Annotated in this window: 15 protein-coding genes and 1 pseudogene; all 16 read left to right on the forward strand. The window is 41.1% G+C overall.

The genetic code is table 11. The annotated features are described in order from the left end of the window. The first annotated feature begins 39 nt into the window (after nt 1–39). Nucleotides 40–495, forward strand: a complete 456-nt coding sequence (gene sixA, locus AWW72_RS09335; RefSeq protein WP_005257021.1) for a phosphohistidine phosphatase SixA — start codon at nt 40–42, stop codon at nt 493–495. Between the two features lie 40 nt (nt 496–535). After that, nucleotides 536–1,675: a type II secretion system protein GspL gene (gene gspL, locus AWW72_RS09340; RefSeq protein WP_062847152.1), complete on the forward strand. Its 1,140-nt coding sequence runs from the start codon at nt 536–538 to the stop codon at nt 1,673–1,675. Beyond that, nucleotides 1,675–2,154, forward strand: coding sequence for a type II secretion system protein M (locus AWW72_RS09345; protein ID WP_062847153.1), 480 nt, complete (start codon nt 1,675–1,677; stop codon nt 2,152–2,154). Before gspL ends, AWW72_RS09345 begins: the two co-directional genes overlap by 1 nt. Nucleotides 2,155–2,243: 89 nt before the next feature. Next, nucleotides 2,244–3,251, forward strand: coding sequence for a quinone-dependent dihydroorotate dehydrogenase (locus tag AWW72_RS09350; protein WP_062847154.1), 1,008 nt, complete (start codon nt 2,244–2,246; stop codon nt 3,249–3,251). A 1-nt stretch (nt 3,252) separates the two neighbouring features. Then, complete coding sequence (locus AWW72_RS09355; protein ID WP_004771717.1) at nt 3,253–3,846, forward strand: CvpA family protein; 594 nt, start codon at nt 3,253–3,255, stop codon at nt 3,844–3,846. A gap of 24 nt (nt 3,847–3,870) precedes the next feature. After that, complete coding sequence (gene purF, locus AWW72_RS09360) at nt 3,871–5,409, forward strand: amidophosphoribosyltransferase (RefSeq protein WP_005257025.1); 1,539 nt, start codon at nt 3,871–3,873, stop codon at nt 5,407–5,409. A 101-nt stretch (nt 5,410–5,510) separates the two neighbouring features. Then, entirely contained in the window at nt 5,511–7,400 is a 1,890-nt protein-coding gene (locus AWW72_RS09365; RefSeq protein WP_171066985.1) for a M48 family metalloprotease, read from the forward strand. A 126-nt stretch (nt 7,401–7,526) separates the two neighbouring features. Beyond that, complete coding sequence (locus AWW72_RS09370) at nt 7,527–8,327, forward strand: undecaprenyl-diphosphate phosphatase (protein ID WP_062847155.1); 801 nt, start codon at nt 7,527–7,529, stop codon at nt 8,325–8,327. Nucleotides 8,328–8,435: 108 nt separating this feature from the next. Further along, complete coding sequence (locus AWW72_RS09375; RefSeq protein ID WP_062847156.1) at nt 8,436–9,233, forward strand: PaaX family transcriptional regulator; 798 nt, start codon at nt 8,436–8,438, stop codon at nt 9,231–9,233. 126 nt (nt 9,234–9,359) lie between these two features. Further along, entirely contained in the window at nt 9,360–10,343 is a 984-nt protein-coding gene (locus tag AWW72_RS09380; protein ID WP_062847157.1) for a fatty acid desaturase family protein, read from the forward strand. 59 nt (nt 10,344–10,402) lie between these two features. Then, complete coding sequence (locus AWW72_RS09385; RefSeq protein ID WP_062847158.1) at nt 10,403–10,825, forward strand: PaaI family thioesterase; 423 nt, start codon at nt 10,403–10,405, stop codon at nt 10,823–10,825. A gap of 152 nt (nt 10,826–10,977) precedes the next feature. After that, nucleotides 10,978–11,970: a putative solute-binding protein gene (locus AWW72_RS09390; RefSeq protein WP_062847159.1), complete on the forward strand. Its 993-nt coding sequence runs from the start codon at nt 10,978–10,980 to the stop codon at nt 11,968–11,970. Between the two features lie 175 nt (nt 11,971–12,145). Then, the gene (locus AWW72_RS09395) at nt 12,146–12,922 is read left to right on the forward strand and encodes a hypothetical protein (protein ID WP_062847163.1); all 777 of its coding nucleotides are present in this window, start codon (nt 12,146–12,148) and stop codon (nt 12,920–12,922) included. A 12-nt stretch (nt 12,923–12,934) separates the two neighbouring features. Next, nucleotides 12,935–14,059: a toxic anion resistance protein gene (locus AWW72_RS09400; protein WP_062847160.1), complete on the forward strand. Its 1,125-nt coding sequence runs from the start codon at nt 12,935–12,937 to the stop codon at nt 14,057–14,059. A 27-nt stretch (nt 14,060–14,086) separates the two neighbouring features. Beyond that, entirely contained in the window at nt 14,087–15,001 is a 915-nt protein-coding gene (locus AWW72_RS09405) for a hypothetical protein (protein ID WP_062847161.1), read from the forward strand. 214 nt (nt 15,002–15,215) lie between these two features. Further along, a pseudogene (locus AWW72_RS09410) lies at nt 15,216–15,724 on the forward strand (alkyl hydroperoxide reductase subunit F); the annotation flags it as partial.

The following is a 15,724-nucleotide window of genomic DNA, read 5'->3' on the forward strand; positions in this document are numbered from 1 at the left end:
TTCGCGTTATGATACAGCTATAAAAAATAAGGTCGTTTTATGCAGTTAACTTTAGTTCGTCACGGTGAAGCGTCTCCAGCCATCAATGGAAACGATATGCAACGCCCATTAACCCAGCGTGGACATCAGCAAGCTGAGCAAACTGGGCAGTTTTTAAAAGATGTGATTCAGCCTGAGATCTTTGTGGTGAGCCCTTTATTGCGTGCTCAAGAAACTTTGGCCCATATCAAAGCACATTTTCACGGCATTCCAGTTCTGATTTGCGATAAGATCAAACCAGATGATGATGCCAAAGATGCAATTGAATGGTTGTCAAAATTACCGTACGAGTCAATTGCGGTGGTGTGTCACATGAATGTTGTGGCACATATCGCTGAACAGTTGACCCATGAGAACTTTAATCCATTTGCATTGGCAGAAGCCCGTATTTATGATCAGGCTGTGATCGCGAATGGATTATCGACACAAAAGAATCGTTTTACGCCAACACTATAATTTTTATATATCCGCGTTAGGATAAGGGTACTGAACACCGATGCTGCATATATGGATGCCCGAAACCAATGGAACATGGTATTGGTCGGCTGGGGAAAACTGGTTGCAAGCCAATAGTCTTGAGCAATTGATTCAAGACTTGCAAGAGCACAATGGAAAAGAAGCGGTGGTTTATTTTCCAAGCCGTAATGCTCAGATGTTGCAACAAGCAATGACAAAGGTACATTACAAACAATTAGGACAAGAGGGGATTAAATATCTCCTCGAAGAGTTTGTAACCTTACCGATTGATCAAATGAAAGTGGTACATCATTTTCATCAGGATCAAGTCAATATTCTAGGTGTAGCACAGTCAACCATTGAAACTTGGCAGCATGCTCTTAGTTTGTTACCTGTCCAGATTAGCGCTTACTTACCTGACTTTTTGATTTTGCCTGAGCCAGAGCAACATGAAGTTGTGTTGGTCAATCTCTATGATCATTTACTGGTCAGAGAAAATGCATGGCTAGGCAACTCGGTGGATGATCTCGGCTTATTTCTTGAGTTCCAGCCACCTGAAACACAATTTAAGTTTGCTAATTTAAATGCTGCCCAGATGGACAGTCTGGCAACGGCATCTAGCAAAGATCAGCGTACAGAGTTCAGTTACCAATTTCAGCCACTGTTAAAAGCAAAACAGCATCCCTTTAATGTTTTGCCGAAGTCAAAAAATGCAGAAACCCAATGGTCGGGCTACTGGAAAGCTGCCGCAGCAGTACTTTTGGCTGTGATCGTGGTGCAATTGGGCTATGATACTTTGCGCTGGTCGAAATTGAAAAAAGTCGCCGATCAGACGGCTGTTCAAGCTATTGACCAATACAAATACTGGTTCGGTGAAAATATCAGGGTGACCGAACAAAATATTAAGAGCCAGTTTGAAAGCCAGTTGCGTATGAGTCAGCTTGGCGATACGCAGGCACTGTCACTGTTGAGTCGTGTCGGGCCAATCCTAATGCAAAAACAGATTGTAGCTCAGCAGGTGAGCTACGATGCTTCAACACTCGCCATGTCACTCAAAGCAAAATCGGCAGATGATTTACAAGGACTAACCCAACAATTAAATCAACAGGGTTTTCAGGCTGAGTTAGGCAATGTCCAGGCGGACAGTGTGGGCGCAATCGGGGTGGTAAAAGTAAAATAATGAAAGCACTAACACGTTTACAAAACAGCTTCGACCAGAAAGTTGAAGCACTCAATGAATATCTGCAAAGTTTATCTGTGCGTGAACGCGTGATGGTTATTTTTACAACCATTTTTGTGATTGTGACGGTGATCGGTTATTCCTTGTGGAAAATGCATGCTTTAGCCGATCAGCAGCAAAAACGCTTAAATGAGCTCAAAGATCTGACTGTTTGGATGCAGAGTAATGCTGCCACTATGAAACCTGCCAATGATCTGTCACTGACGGCTGCGGACAAGATTCAGCGGACGGCACAACAGCAGGGTTTGGCTGTATCCTCTCAGCAAAATGGCGAACAGATTCAACTGGTGGCAGAACATCAGAACTATGCTGTTTTAGCTAACTTTTTAATGCAATTGTCGCAAATGGGGATTAGCATTCAAAAAATGGATATGGTGTCAAGCAATAATCAGATTAAATTAACTGCAACAGTACAGTAAGCCATTAAAAACCCTATGTCAGGCATGGCGTTTTGATACGCCTATGCCTATAATATGCCTACTTGAAAAAACAGTAGACTGTGATTGGTATGTTATATTCATTGGCTCGCCCTTTGTTGTTTACTTTAGCGCCAGAGCGTGCACATGAACTTACACTTTCTATGCTGGATAAAGCCCATAAAATTGGCTTGATGCATCAGAAAGTTGCAGCGAAACCTGTGACATGTATGGGAATAGAATTCCCAAATCCTGTGGGTCTTGCTGCTGGTTTAGATAAAAATGGTGCGCATATTGATGCTTTAGCAGCACTAGGCTTCGGTTTTATCGAAATTGGAACCATTACGCCACGTCCACAAGCAGGTAATCCTCAACCGCGTTTATTCCGTATTCCTCAGGCAAAAGCCATTATTAACCGTATGGGCTTTAATAATGATGGCGTAGATAAACTGATTGAGAATGTCAAAGCATCAAAATTTAAAGGTGTTCTTGGAATTAATATTGGTAAAAATGCCGATACGCCTGTTGAAGATGCAGTTTCTGATTATCTGATCTGCCTAGAAAAAGTTTATAATTACGCTTCTTATATTACGGTTAATATTTCATCTCCAAATACCAAAAACTTACGTAGCTTACAAAGTGGCGATGCACTAACAGAGTTGTTACAAACATTAAAAGATCGTCAACTAGAACTCGCAAAACAATATAATCATTATGTTCCTCTCGTGCTCAAAGTTGCACCAGATTTAACCACAGAAGATATTGATTTTATTGCAGCACAATTATTGCAATTCAAGATTGATGGTCTCATCGTGACCAATACCACGCTTGGCCGTGAAGGTGTCGAAAACCTTGAAAACGGAAATGAAGCGGGTGGCTTGTCTGGTGCGCCTGTATTTGAGAAAAGTACCGAATGTTTACGCCAGTTTGCGAAAGTACTCGCGGGTCAGATTCCTTTGATCGGCGTCGGTGGTATTTTGGCAGGTGAGCATGCGGTTGCGAAACAACAGGCAGGAGCGAGTCTCGTTCAAGTCTATAGCGGACTGATTTATACAGGCCCAACCCTAATCAAAGATTGTGTTAATGCGATGACATTGTGAAATGAACACGCTTGATATCATTATTCTGGTCATCTTGCTCATTGGAGGGCTGAACGGTTTGCGCCAAGGATTTATTAAAGCCTTTGCGAACTTGATCGGATGGATATTTGCATTGATCATTGGAGCAAAATACGCGGTGGTATTGGCACCTGCAATGAGCAGTCTGAGCCAAGACCCCGTTGTGCAAAAAATTGCTGCTTTTGCTTTTATCGTATTGATCATCGTGGTATGTACCTGGATTGTTTCAGCGTTACTCAATGGGCTCTTGAAAAGTTTAAAACTGGGCCCATTAAATCGTTTAGCAGGTGGTGCTTTTGGTTCCCTCAAAGGTCTATTGATTGTGCTGATCACTATGCAAGGTCTCGGGCCATGGGTAGAAAGCTCACCGCACTGGAAACAGTCTAAATTCGTACAAATTTTATTACCTTACGCACCTTTGGCAACTGAAATGTCCAAAGATGCGGCAAATCAAGCTTTACATCAAATGACATCCGAAGGTGCGTTGTTACATCGCCCTTCACCAGAAATGGACGAATCAGAACGTGCAGCTGTCACAGACCGTTCTGATCATTCGACGAAAAATCCTTTTTATTAATCGCTAGCTTGTCGCGAGGTTGCTATGTGTGGAGTTGTTGGGATAGCCGGTAAATCACCAGTGAACCAAATGTTATTTGATGCCTTAACGATGCTGCAACATCGAGGACAGGATGCCGCAGGAATCGTAACCTGCCACCAAGGGCGTTTATTTCTCCGCAAAGATAACGGTATGGTACGCGATGTATTCCATACCCGTCATATGCGTGCATTGCTTGGGAACTACGGGATTGGACATGTGCGTTACCCAACCGCAGGTTCATCAAGCAGTGCTGAAGCGCAGCCGTTCTATGTAAACTCTCCGTACGGGATTACCCTTGCACACAATGGTAACCTGACCAATGCCGCAGAAATTCATGATGACCTGTTTAAAACAGATTTACGTCACATGAATACGGATTCCGATTCAGAAGTTCTGCTCAATGTATTTGCGCATGAATTACAGAAGATTCGTACCTTAAATCCAACGCCAGACGATATTTTCCACACAGTTTCTCGTGTGCATGAACGTTGCAAAGGCGCTTATGGCGTGGTTGCCATGATTACAGGCCACGGCCTGGTTGGTTTCCGTGATCCGAATGGTATTCGTCCTCTGGTGTATGGTTCTCGCGAAACTGAACAAGGGACTGAGTATATTATTGCTTCTGAATCGGTTGCGATTACGGCGCTTGGTTTTAAAGTAGAGCGTGATATTGCGCCTGGCGAAGCTATTTTCATTGATGAGAATGGACAGCTGTTTAGCAAACAATGCGCTGCAAATCCTGAATATCGCCCATGTATTTTCGAATACGTGTATTTTGCTCGTCCAGATGCAACCATTGATGGTATTTCAGTGTATAAAGCTCGTTTAAAAATGGGTGAGAAGCTGGCGTATAAGATTTTGAAAGAATGGGGTGAGGAGCACGATATTGATGTTGTGATTCCAATTCCGGATACCAGCCGTACCTCTGCTTTAGAATTGGCAAATATTTTGGGTGTGAAATTCCGTGAAGGTTTTATGAAAAACCGTTATATCGGACGTACCTTCATTATGCCGGGTCAGCAACAACGTAAAAAATCAGTTCGTCAAAAATTGAACCCTGTAGAGCTTGAGTTTAAAGACAAGAATGTTCTATTGGTCGATGACTCGATTGTACGTGGTACCACATGTAACGAAATTATCCAGATGGCACGTGATTCTGGTGCGAAGAAAGTCTTCTTTGCTTCAGCTGCGCCAATGGTGAAATATCCAAATGTGTATGGTATTGATATGCCTGCGAAGGCTGAACTGATTGCATCAGGCCGTACAGTTGAAGAAATCCGTGAAAATATTGGTGCAGACCGTCTGGTTTTCCAAGACTTGGAAGATTTGAAAAATGCAGTTCGTACCAGCAAAGTGCCAGATTTAACTGAGTTTGATTGTTCAGTGTTTGATGGTATTTATGTGGCGGGTGGAATCGACAAGGATTACCTTGATAAACTCGAGCAAAAACGTAGCGACTCTGCAAAAAATAAACTAGATAGCTATATCGATGTGAATATTGATGCCGCTTCGGTTGATTTAACAGGAATCAAAGAAGAGTAATCATCTTAATCTATAGAAAAGCGGGAATTTCCCGCTTTTTTATTTTATGATAACGGATACGGAAGTCCTAAACAGAAACAATGTAATCAGGAAAATTTACATTGAGAGAAATGAGCCATTACTTAATCGAAAATAAGAATATTGCATGGTCAATGAGCTTTTGTTGGCTGGCGATGTTGTTGACTGTTTTTATTCTTAATCTAATTTTAGGTTTGGTCGTCCATTTCTTCGATTATACGCAGCCGATCTGGTGGCATGTTCTTAGTCCTTATTTTATTCTCTTGCTTATTTTTGTGTTGTTCTGGTCGGTTGGTGCAGAACTGTATGTACTACGTGAAGGCGGGCATTCGCTTGCCAAGCAATTAAAGGCCAGACGTCTGGTATTTGATGAAAGTACACCCGAAGAAAGTACGGCATTAAAAATTGTAGAGCAGGTGGCCAAAAGCTTCTCTATCGATCCTCCTGCGGTCTATGTTTTACCTGATGAAGTTGGTGTAAATGCTTTGACTGCTGGTTTTAGGTCGCAAGATATTGTGATTATCCTGACTTGGGGCGCTTTGCAAAATCTTGATGAGCTGGAACTGTATGGCTTGCTCAGTTATGAGTTCAATCAGATTTTATCTGGTGAAGCAGTTGAAAATACCAAGCTTAAACTTTTGTATAGTGGCCTAACGACCTTTAGCCAATGGGGAAGCAAGCTGGCTCAAGCGGGTTATAGTCCTTATGCAACGTCTTATCGCAATAAGTTTGAAACTATTTTTGTCGCGATAGGTGGGGTGATTTGGTTGATTGGAAGTTTAGGGATTTTAATTACCCGTGGAATTAAATATCTGACTTTAAGTGGGCGGACCTTTCGCAATGATCTTAAGACCATGCGATTGATGAATAATAATGCCAATATTCAAACCCTATTACGGATTTACGTACATCATTCGGGCTCGCAAATTCACAGTGCCTATTCTGAATCCATTTCGCATATGTGCTTTGCAAACTCATTGAGTCCACAAAGCTGGATGAATATTCATCCCAGTATTAAAGATCGAATCTATGAATTGAATCCGACTTTATTACAAGATTTACAATTAGAAAATCTAAGAAAATTACGTAATCGTCCTTTGTTTAGCTTGTTTCGTTCGCTGGAGGAAGAAACCGCTGACATTACGACGCCTTGGAGTTCACCACAGCCTTTACCACTATTACGTTTATCACCGATTAGTTTTGCGTTGAATGATGCGATTAAGCCGCTTAATCCAGAAATACGTAAAAATAAGAAACGTCCTGAACTCATTCAGCGTGCGATGCAAACCGCAACGGGTTCGCGAGAGGTAATGGTTGCGATTTTAATGATCCGTCAATATCGCGAATTTATTCCACAGGATGCACCTGTCAGCCATGCCATTGTCGATGCTTTATTGAATCTGGATGGGCGTATTCATGTGCAAATTTTCCATGATGCCTGTAAGAATATTGGGCACATGCCAGCCAGTATTGCCCGTCAATTTCTGACGAAGTTGGCGTGTATTATTCAGGAAGATGGGGAAGTAGGGTTATTGGATGCCTTATTGCTTGAACGGGTTAAAAATGAGCTCAATTTAATGCCCGCCCATCTACCTGCTGCTTTTGAAGATGTGAAATCTCAGATTGTGCATCTGATTGATGCCTTGTTGCATGTCCAGCAAATCAACAGTCCGAATCAACTTGAAGTACGTGAACGTATTTTGCAACTGCTTTTGACTGAAGAGGAAATGCAAACCTATGCGGATATTTCAGATGAGCCATTGGATCTGGCTGAAATCCTGAATGATGTGTCAGGGTTGTTATTACGGGATCGTCTCAATATTTTGTCCATTGCAGAAAGATGCCTCTGGAATGACCGTATTATTACCCAAGATGAGTTAGATGTTTTAGAACTTTTATATTGGCGTCTGGGTTTTGATACGCATGAAGTGGTCGAACAAATGCAAAAGAAAAATAGTCTGATGATTATTTAAGAGATATTTATGTACATGCGTCCTTTTTTGATAAAAACGTTACGTGACAATCACATAAAATGATGCCATTTCAAGGTAAGCTTGCCGTTTATTTTTATTCTTGTATTACGTGCTTTTGAGTAATTTATGGAACATATTGAAATTTTAAAAGCCTTATTTTTAGGCTTTATTGAGGGTTTAACCGAATTCCTACCCATTTCAAGTACAGGTCATTTGATTTTATTTGGTCATATGATCGACTTTCATTCAGATGACGGTCGTGTTTTTGAAGTTGTGATTCAGCTTGGTGCGATTCTGGCGGTATGCTGGTTATATCGACAAAAGATTTTTGACTTAGTCAAAGGTTTTTTTAGTGGCGATGCAGAAGCGCGACATTTTGCTTTTAGTGTTTTATTGGCGTTTATTCCTGCGGTGGTGATTGGAGTATTTGCAGTCGATTTTATTAAGAGTGTCTTGTTTAGTCCTCTTGTGGTTGCAGTCGCTTTAATTGTCGGTGGCCTGATCATTTTCTGGGTAGAATCAATTAAATTTGATCATAAAACTACGGATGCGACCAAGATTACCTATAAGCAGGCTTTTCTGGTGGGTTGTGCGCAGTGTGTGGCCATGATTCCGGGAACCTCGCGTTCAGGTGCAACTATTGTCGGTGGCATGTTCTCGGGCTTGTCTCGTAAAGCAGCAACCGAGTTTTCCTTCTTCTTGGCGATGCCAACCATGTTGGGTGCAGCGGTATTTGACTTGGCACGTAATGCTGATGTACTAACGCAAGACAATATGCTGAATATTGCAGTGGGTTTTGTAGCTGCCTTTATTTCGGCACTGTTTGTGGTCAGCGCATTGGTAAAATTTGTTGAACGACATACATTACGTGCGTTTGCTTGGTACCGTATTGTTCTCGGTATTATTTTGTTGTTTGTTTTCCTATAAAAAATAAAAAACTCTCCCTTTTTGCAAATGCGAAAAGGGAGATTCTCAGTTAAGATTCCCATCTCTTATTTCTAATCTTTCATATTCCTATATGGGTTCGACTGCAAGATGACAATAGCTAAAATGAATGCCCGTGACTTAATTATTGATTTGCTTCTGGGGCTACAAGGTCGTGCGATTTCAATTAAGCAGATTATTGTCGCGGCAAGACTATTCGATATTAGTGAGAACAGCATTCGCGTGGCGGTTACTCGTTTATCGAGTGATGGCGTCATAGAAGCGATTGAGCGCGGCGTGTATCAGTTTACAGTGCAGTCGCATGAATGGGCTGATGTCATGTTGAATCGTAAACAAGGGATTAAACAGACCAAGCGCTGGAATCATCAATATCTGGCGGTATTTACCGGTGAGTTGGGGCGTGTTGATCGTACTGCTTTAAATCGTCGGGAAAGAGCATTAAAACATTTCGGTTTTAAAGAGCTGGAACAGGGAATTTATATTCGTCCAGATAATCTGGCGATTGGCTTTGATCAGTTATTTTCAGAATTAAAATCTTCAGGTTTAGAAGAGACCGCAAAAATCTGCCAAATTAACCATTTTGATGCGACAACTTTAGCGAATTTGCCAAAACTTTGGGCGACCCAGATATTAAACCAGAATTATGAGAAATATTGTCAGATGATTCAGCAATGGTTAGCGACTGTACCGCAACTTTCCTTAGAGGATGCCGCTCGAGAGTCGTTATTACTTGGACGACAAACGATTTCTTTATTGATGAATGATCCTTTGTTACCAGAAGATTTTGTCGATGTACAGCTCCGACAACAGTTTGCTGAAAGTGTGCAACGTCTTGATCAGACAGGTCTGGATGCATGGCGTAAATTCTATGAAAATCATGTCGAGTAAATATTGATTACAAATATTACATATAATTTAATTTTAATTTATTGACAGAAATATTACTAAGTTTAAAATAAAAATATAAATTGTGTAGTTTTATAAGAATAGAACACATTCAGGCAGGATAGAGAGATGAATACACGCGTTGCAATTAGTGACTTATTCAGTAGAGAGGAAATTACTGAACTCACCGCTAAATCAGATTTGCATGGCAGTTGGGCTGTGTTCTCAACGTGGGCAGTCATTGGTGGGACTTTTGCTGCAGTAGCGAGCTCATGGGAATATTTACCTGCATGGGGTAAATTGCTGATGTGTATTGCTGCATTGGTCATTTTGGCGGGACGTCAATTGGCATTGGCAATTATCATGCATGATGCATCTCATCAAAGTCTGTTTAAAACCAAATGGCTCAATGACACTTTAACTGACTGGTTATGTGCACGTCCGATCTGGAATGATCTGCATAAATATCGTGCTCATCATATGCGTCATCACAGTAAAACCTCAACAGTGGATGATCCTGATTTATCCCTTGTGACGGGCTTTCCGACCTCTAAGAAATCTTTAATGCGTAAATTTATGCGTGATTTATCAGGAGTGACTGGATTTAAATTTGCGGTTGGTCGTGTGCTGATGGATATTGAGAAAATGGAGTGGACGGTTTCTAATGATCGTCGCTGGATTTCTCAGGAAGGCAAACACTGGACTGATTATCCGAAAGCATTCTTGAAAAATAGTAGTGGGGCAATTGCCACCAATGCAGCGTTACTTTCAGCCCTATGGGCAGCAGGTCATCCTAAACTTTATGCATTGTGGGTTGTGGCATATTTAACACCATTTCCTTTATTTCTCAGAGTTCGTTCAATGGCAGAGCATGCTGGCATGGCGAGCAGTCCTTGTGCTTTAACCAATACCCGTACCACCAAAGCAGGCTATCTTGCACGCGCTTTGGTTGCACCGATTAATGTTAACTATCATAAAGAACATCATTTGATGGCTGCGGTACCTTACTTTAAACTGCCAAAAGTGCATCAAATGCTACGTGAACGTGGTCATGTGGGTGAACCGCCAAGCTATTGGCAGGTATTAAATGAGCTTTCTAATCAGGCTGATTAGATGGGAAACTCAAGCATTACAGTTTAAGAAAGATATAGCTGGAACAATAGGAATAATGCATGGCAGCAACAAAAGATGAAATTATGGGATTTTTGGCGCAGGAATTTCCGCAAGCGTTGATGAAAAGTACCATTGAAGAGATTACACCAAGAGGTGCACAGCTGCTTTATCGTGTTGATGCAGGAGATTTGCGGCCGGGACAGACGGTTTCAGGGCCGACTTTAATGCTGGTTGCAGATTACGTGCTGTATATTGCCATTCTGGGACATTTAGGTCTGGTCGCGATGGCCGTGACCACCAATATGACCATTAACTTTTTTCGTAAACCAAATGGCAATCGCGATCTTCGAGCTGTCTGTAAGTTGATCAAAGTGGGTAAAACCTTAGTTACAGGCGAGGTCTGGTTGTATTCGCTGGATGATGAAGAACCAGTAGCACATGTGATTGGAACTTATGCGCTTCCACAAAAACCAACTCATTAATTCTTAAAACGAACGGATTAATGAGTTGATTTAAATCATCTACTCGGTTTTTATTGACTGCAAATCTATTAAAAAAATAAATCGCGTCATAGGATCACGCCGCTAAATCAGGTGAGATGAATAGATAATAAATCTTATCTGGGAAGAACGAGATGATAATTAAAAACGGTTTGATTGCTTTGGCCTTACTTGGATTTGCAGTTGCGACTCAGGCCAAGCAAACAGTGTGTGTATTCGATCCTGTGGGTAAATCGGGTGATGCTTTTGCATTGGCAAAGGACTATGCGCTTGAAGCCAAGAAATGGGGTGCGGATATCGATTTACGTGCTTATGTCGATGAACGTGTTGCCGCAGAAGATTTGAAAGTTGGACAATGCGATGGTGCGATTATCAGTGGTTTACGGGGGCGACAGTTCAATAAATATGTCGGTTCTCTGGATGCAATTGGCGCATTAACCGATTTAAAAACGGCAATTTTAGCCTATCAAATTTTGTCAAAGCCGCAAGCTGCAAAAAGTATGGTCAATGGGCCTTATGAAATTGCCGGGCTTGGCACGATTGGGCCTGCTTATCTGTTTGTTTCTGACCGCAGTATCAATACATTAGCCAAGGCTGCGGGGAAGAAAGTCGGGGTGTTTGCCTATGATGAGGCACAACCGAAGCTGGTCGCTCAAGTCGGTGCCCAAGCAGTTTCTGTAGATGTGACCAATGCAGGTGCAAAATTTAACAATCATCAGATTGATATTGTCCCAGCACCGATTGTTGCCTATAAGCCCTTTGAGCTTTATAAGGGTTTGGGAGATAAAGGTGGAATCGTAAAATTTCCACTCACTCAAATTTCAGCAAATTTTATTATTCGCAAAGATAAGTTTCCAGCAGGATTTGGACAAAAGTCACGTGAATGGGTAGCAGGTCAACTCGGTCGTACTTTTAATATTATCGCCAAATATGAAAAGGAAATACCTGCAAAATACTGGATGAATATTTCACCTGAAGAGCAGGTGAATTATATGAAAATGATGCGTGAGGCACGTATTGCACTGACCAAAGCTGGTATCTACGATCCCAAAATGATGAACTTCTTGAAGAAGGTTCGCTGTAAACAAAATCCAAATAGTTTTGAATGTGCACTGAATGATGAATAAATCATGAATCAGGCTCGGTATAACCCTCTTTATTGATTGTAATTTAGAGGGTTTTTGCTTTTTAATCTGGCAATAAATTTTAAAAAACATAACAACAATGCTGTATGCGAAAGTGCGAGAACATGCTACAAATAAACCTGTCCAAATTTATTTGTACCCACGATTTTTAACTTATATGACGATACCGCCCGACTTAATACCTTTATCGCAAATTGAGTCAAATCAAGAACATATTTTAGCGATCAAGCGTAATGATTTAGTGCCTTTATTAAACGATCCACATCGTTTAAATCATTATGCAGATCATTTGGTGCAAGCACAGAGTGTCCTGCTCAATGGCGTTGATCCAAAGCTGAATCAGCAACTGAGCGAAGTGATTAGTCAGATTATTCAGCAGCTTTCGGTTTCAAAAAAATATCTGGGTGGGCGTCGCTTCAATGCATTGCAAAAATGGTTGGGGATTGATGTCGAATATGATGCTGGGCAAGTCAAATATGTCAAAGATTTAGATCGTTTGATTAATGAAGCCAATCATTTGAGTCAGCGCTTACAGATCGAAATCCAGAAATCCCAATCACGTTTGCAGCAGGCATTCGGTTTGCGCGAGCAGATGGCAGCTTATATTCAGGCCGCAGATGAGTTTTTAAAAGAATATCCTCAATTTAGCAAACTGCAGGTGCTGGACCATTTTGTTGAGCGACTTTCGAAAAAAGTGAATACGTTACAAACTTTGCAGAGCAGTAATGATATTGCGATGAAGCAAATGCAATTGTCCCAACATTTGTCCTTTAGTCTTTTAGACCGTTTTAAAGAAGCGCAACAGGTCTTAATTCCTGCATGGCAATATCATTTGAAGCAAAGTCGTGAGTCCAGTTCATCGGCGACCATTGAGCAACTGGACAAGAGTCGAGAAAACTTGATTCAGAATTTGAAAAAATCATTACAGAAATAAGAGGGGAATATCATGTCAGATTCAGAACTTAGCAAAGTATCTCATGAACTTGAACTCAAGCCTGAGCAACGTTTTGAGCAACTCAATCTAAAAGAATTGGGTTTACAGCCACAAGACCTTGCCGAAGTGATGGATGCCCATAAAGAGTTGGCAGAAATTAGCACGACTGTTGTGGCGGAGTACGGTAAAAATATTGCCAATAAGACCTCGACTTATACCGATGAGTTATTAAGTCTGGTGCAAAATAAAGATCTGGATAGCACGGGGCAAAAACTCAACGAAGTGGTTCAGGTGGCTCAGCAACTAAATACTTCAAGTATCCTGAATAAATCAAAAAGCTCAGGTTTTTTTGGTGGCTTACTGAGCAAACTTAAGGGCGCCAAACAAAATTTTGACCAGCATTTTAATACCACCAAAGAACAAATTGATGTGTTGGTTAAGGAAATTGAAAGTTCGCAATCAGGCTTGAAGGCGCGAGTTGGTACGCTTGATAAAATGTTTGATGCCGTACAGGATGAATATAAGCAGTTGGGCGTATACATTGCAGCGGGTCAATTGAAGCAGCAAGATATCCAGCAGCAGATTTCAGCATTGACCTCTCAAGAGCAGGATCAGCAGACCACGCAGCAGATTTATGACCTGAATCATTTGTCCAATAATCTTGAAAAGCGGGTGAGTGATTTACAGGTTTTACAACAGTCTGCCATGCAAACATTGCCAATGATCCGCATTATCCAGTCGAATAACCTGATGCTGGTGGATAAGTTCTATGCGATTAAAAACATCACTTTACCAGCTTGGAAAAATCAGATTAGTCTGGCGATTTCATTGCAAGAGCAGAAGAATAGCGTGCAGCTTGCCAAAGCCATTGATGACACCACCAATGAGCTATTACGTCGTAATGCCGAGTTACTTCATCAAAACTCGGTTGATACAGCGAAAGCGAATCAGCGTTCAGTGATTGATGTGGAAACACTTGAACATGTTCAAAACACCCTCATTAAAACAGTAAACGATGTGATTCAGATCCAGAAAGAAGGCATGCAGAAACGTGCAGAAGCAACGACACGTTTACGTGCATTGCAGGATAGTTTGAATCATTTGGTGCTGGAGAATAGTCAGCCACCTCAATCTTGATACGATTAATTTTTGAAGGAAAGATCATTGTCACCGATAGACGACTTTAGTGTACAGCCGCTTGATCAGCGTTTAGATGTGTTAAAAAAACGTCAGCGTCATTTAATGATCTGGTTTTTTCTGACCAGTACTCTAGCGGTTGTTACCATTGCATCGCTGTTTTTTCAGAAAGAATTTATCTATCGTTTCTTTGATCTTTCTATGCAGGTTCAGGCGCTAGATTTGCCTTATCATGTACAGGAATTAATTCCTTTTAAACAGCCTGTCGATTATTTCTTTAATTTATTGTCATGGTTTGGCTGGCTGTTTTTAAAAATATTTGTCTCATTTCTTGGTGCTTTTTTTCTTGTGAGCTGGGCGAAAAAAATCAAGTTTTTTCAGCAGCGTTTTCAAGCATGGACACAGCGCTTTCTAGCATGGATTATTTCGTTTATCTTGCTTTGGTCTGGTTTGAGTTACATTCAGTATGACTGGAAAGATGAAACCAAACAGGCCTATCAGCAGTGGATGAGTTATCAAAATAATATTGTGGAAAGTCAGATTGCGCAGGATTTACAGCAAGCTGATATTTCTGCGACTGAAAAAGCCTATGTCTTGGCGCAAGTGGCCTTATTACATCAACCTGTTGATCGTAAGACCGCCAATATCTATGTGAATCAGCTGATTGATGCTGAAAAAAATGATCCGCTTTTGTTTAAAAAATACGATTTTAAACCTGAGCAGTTGTGGGTGATGCAGCAGGAACTTTATGGCAAAAGTATTACCGCACTTACACAACCGCTAGATCTACGTGCCCAGCAGGCTGAGCGTGTTTCCCATATTGTGACTGTCATTTTGTGGGGAATCGTCATATTGGTCTTGGCTTTAAGCGCAGTTTTATATGTGCTGGCCAAACATTTGAAAAATCGTAGAAATCGAATCAGTCAAAAACTTGATTATTAATGCATTTTTATGATCAGAATGTATTCTAGCGGGTAGAGCCATTTACCCTTGAGCTAGCCCGCTCAAGATGTATCAGATAGTTTGATTTGTTTTTGATAGGTTTATTCGATCAAAATAATAAAAACATACTGTTTTACCTATTTATGGTTTTTGCGTACTATAGCCTCATTGAATGAATTTACTGATTTAAAAGTCTTAGGGTTTGGAGTAATACATGTTAGATCAAAATATTAAAACTCAATTAAAAGCTTATTTAGAACGTTTAGAAAGTCCGATTGAACTGGTTGCTGCTTTAGATGACTCAGATAAAGCAGAAAAAATCAAAGAACTCGTAACGGAAATCGCGGAACTTTCTGACCAAGTTACGGCGCGTTTTGACGGTTCAAACGTTCGCCGTCCTAGCTTCGGTGTAGCGAAAGCAGGCGAACAACCGCGTGTGTTCTTTGCTGGCTTACCGATGGGACATGAGTTTACTTCTTTGATCTTGGCATTATTACAAGTCTCTGGTTATGCACCGAAAGTGTCTGATGAAGTCTTGACTCAAATCAAAGGCTTAAACTTGACTGCAAACTTTGATGTGTTTGTTTCATTGAGCTGTCATAACTGTCCAGATGTAGTACAAGCACTTAACCTCATTGCAATCAATAACCCAAATACCACAGCGACCATGATTGATGGTGCTTTCTTCCAAGACGAAGTAGAAGAACGCAAAATTTTGGCTGT

Origin of the sequence: Acinetobacter sp. NRRL B-65365 (assembly GCF_001605865.1) — a bacterium.
Lineage (GTDB): Bacteria > Pseudomonadota > Gammaproteobacteria > Pseudomonadales > Moraxellaceae > Acinetobacter > Acinetobacter vivianii.

Excerpts from the sequence above, each read along its gene's own strand:
- sixA (WP_005257021.1), top strand. The coding sequence starts at position 40 with ATGCAGTTAACTTTAGTTCGTCACGGTGAAGCGTCTCCAGCCATCAAT.
- gspL (WP_062847152.1), top strand. The coding sequence starts at position 536 with ATGCTGCATATATGGATGCCCGAAACCAATGGAACATGGTATTGGTCG.
- AWW72_RS09345 (WP_062847153.1), top strand. The coding sequence starts at position 1,675 with ATGAAAGCACTAACACGTTTACAAAACAGCTTCGACCAGAAAGTTGAA.
- AWW72_RS09350 (WP_062847154.1), top strand. The coding sequence starts at position 2,244 with ATGTTATATTCATTGGCTCGCCCTTTGTTGTTTACTTTAGCGCCAGAG.
- AWW72_RS09355 (WP_004771717.1), top strand. The coding sequence starts at position 3,253 with ATGAACACGCTTGATATCATTATTCTGGTCATCTTGCTCATTGGAGGG.
- purF (WP_005257025.1), top strand. The coding sequence starts at position 3,871 with ATGTGTGGAGTTGTTGGGATAGCCGGTAAATCACCAGTGAACCAAATG.
- AWW72_RS09370 (WP_062847155.1), top strand. The coding sequence starts at position 7,527 with ATGGAACATATTGAAATTTTAAAAGCCTTATTTTTAGGCTTTATTGAG.
- AWW72_RS09375 (WP_062847156.1), top strand. The coding sequence starts at position 8,436 with ATGACAATAGCTAAAATGAATGCCCGTGACTTAATTATTGATTTGCTT.
- AWW72_RS09380 (WP_062847157.1), top strand. The coding sequence starts at position 9,360 with ATGAATACACGCGTTGCAATTAGTGACTTATTCAGTAGAGAGGAAATT.
- AWW72_RS09385 (WP_062847158.1), top strand. The coding sequence starts at position 10,403 with ATGGCAGCAACAAAAGATGAAATTATGGGATTTTTGGCGCAGGAATTT.
- AWW72_RS09390 (WP_062847159.1), top strand. The coding sequence starts at position 10,978 with ATGATAATTAAAAACGGTTTGATTGCTTTGGCCTTACTTGGATTTGCA.
- AWW72_RS09395 (WP_062847163.1), top strand. The coding sequence starts at position 12,146 with ATGACGATACCGCCCGACTTAATACCTTTATCGCAAATTGAGTCAAAT.
- AWW72_RS09400 (WP_062847160.1), top strand. The coding sequence starts at position 12,935 with ATGTCAGATTCAGAACTTAGCAAAGTATCTCATGAACTTGAACTCAAG.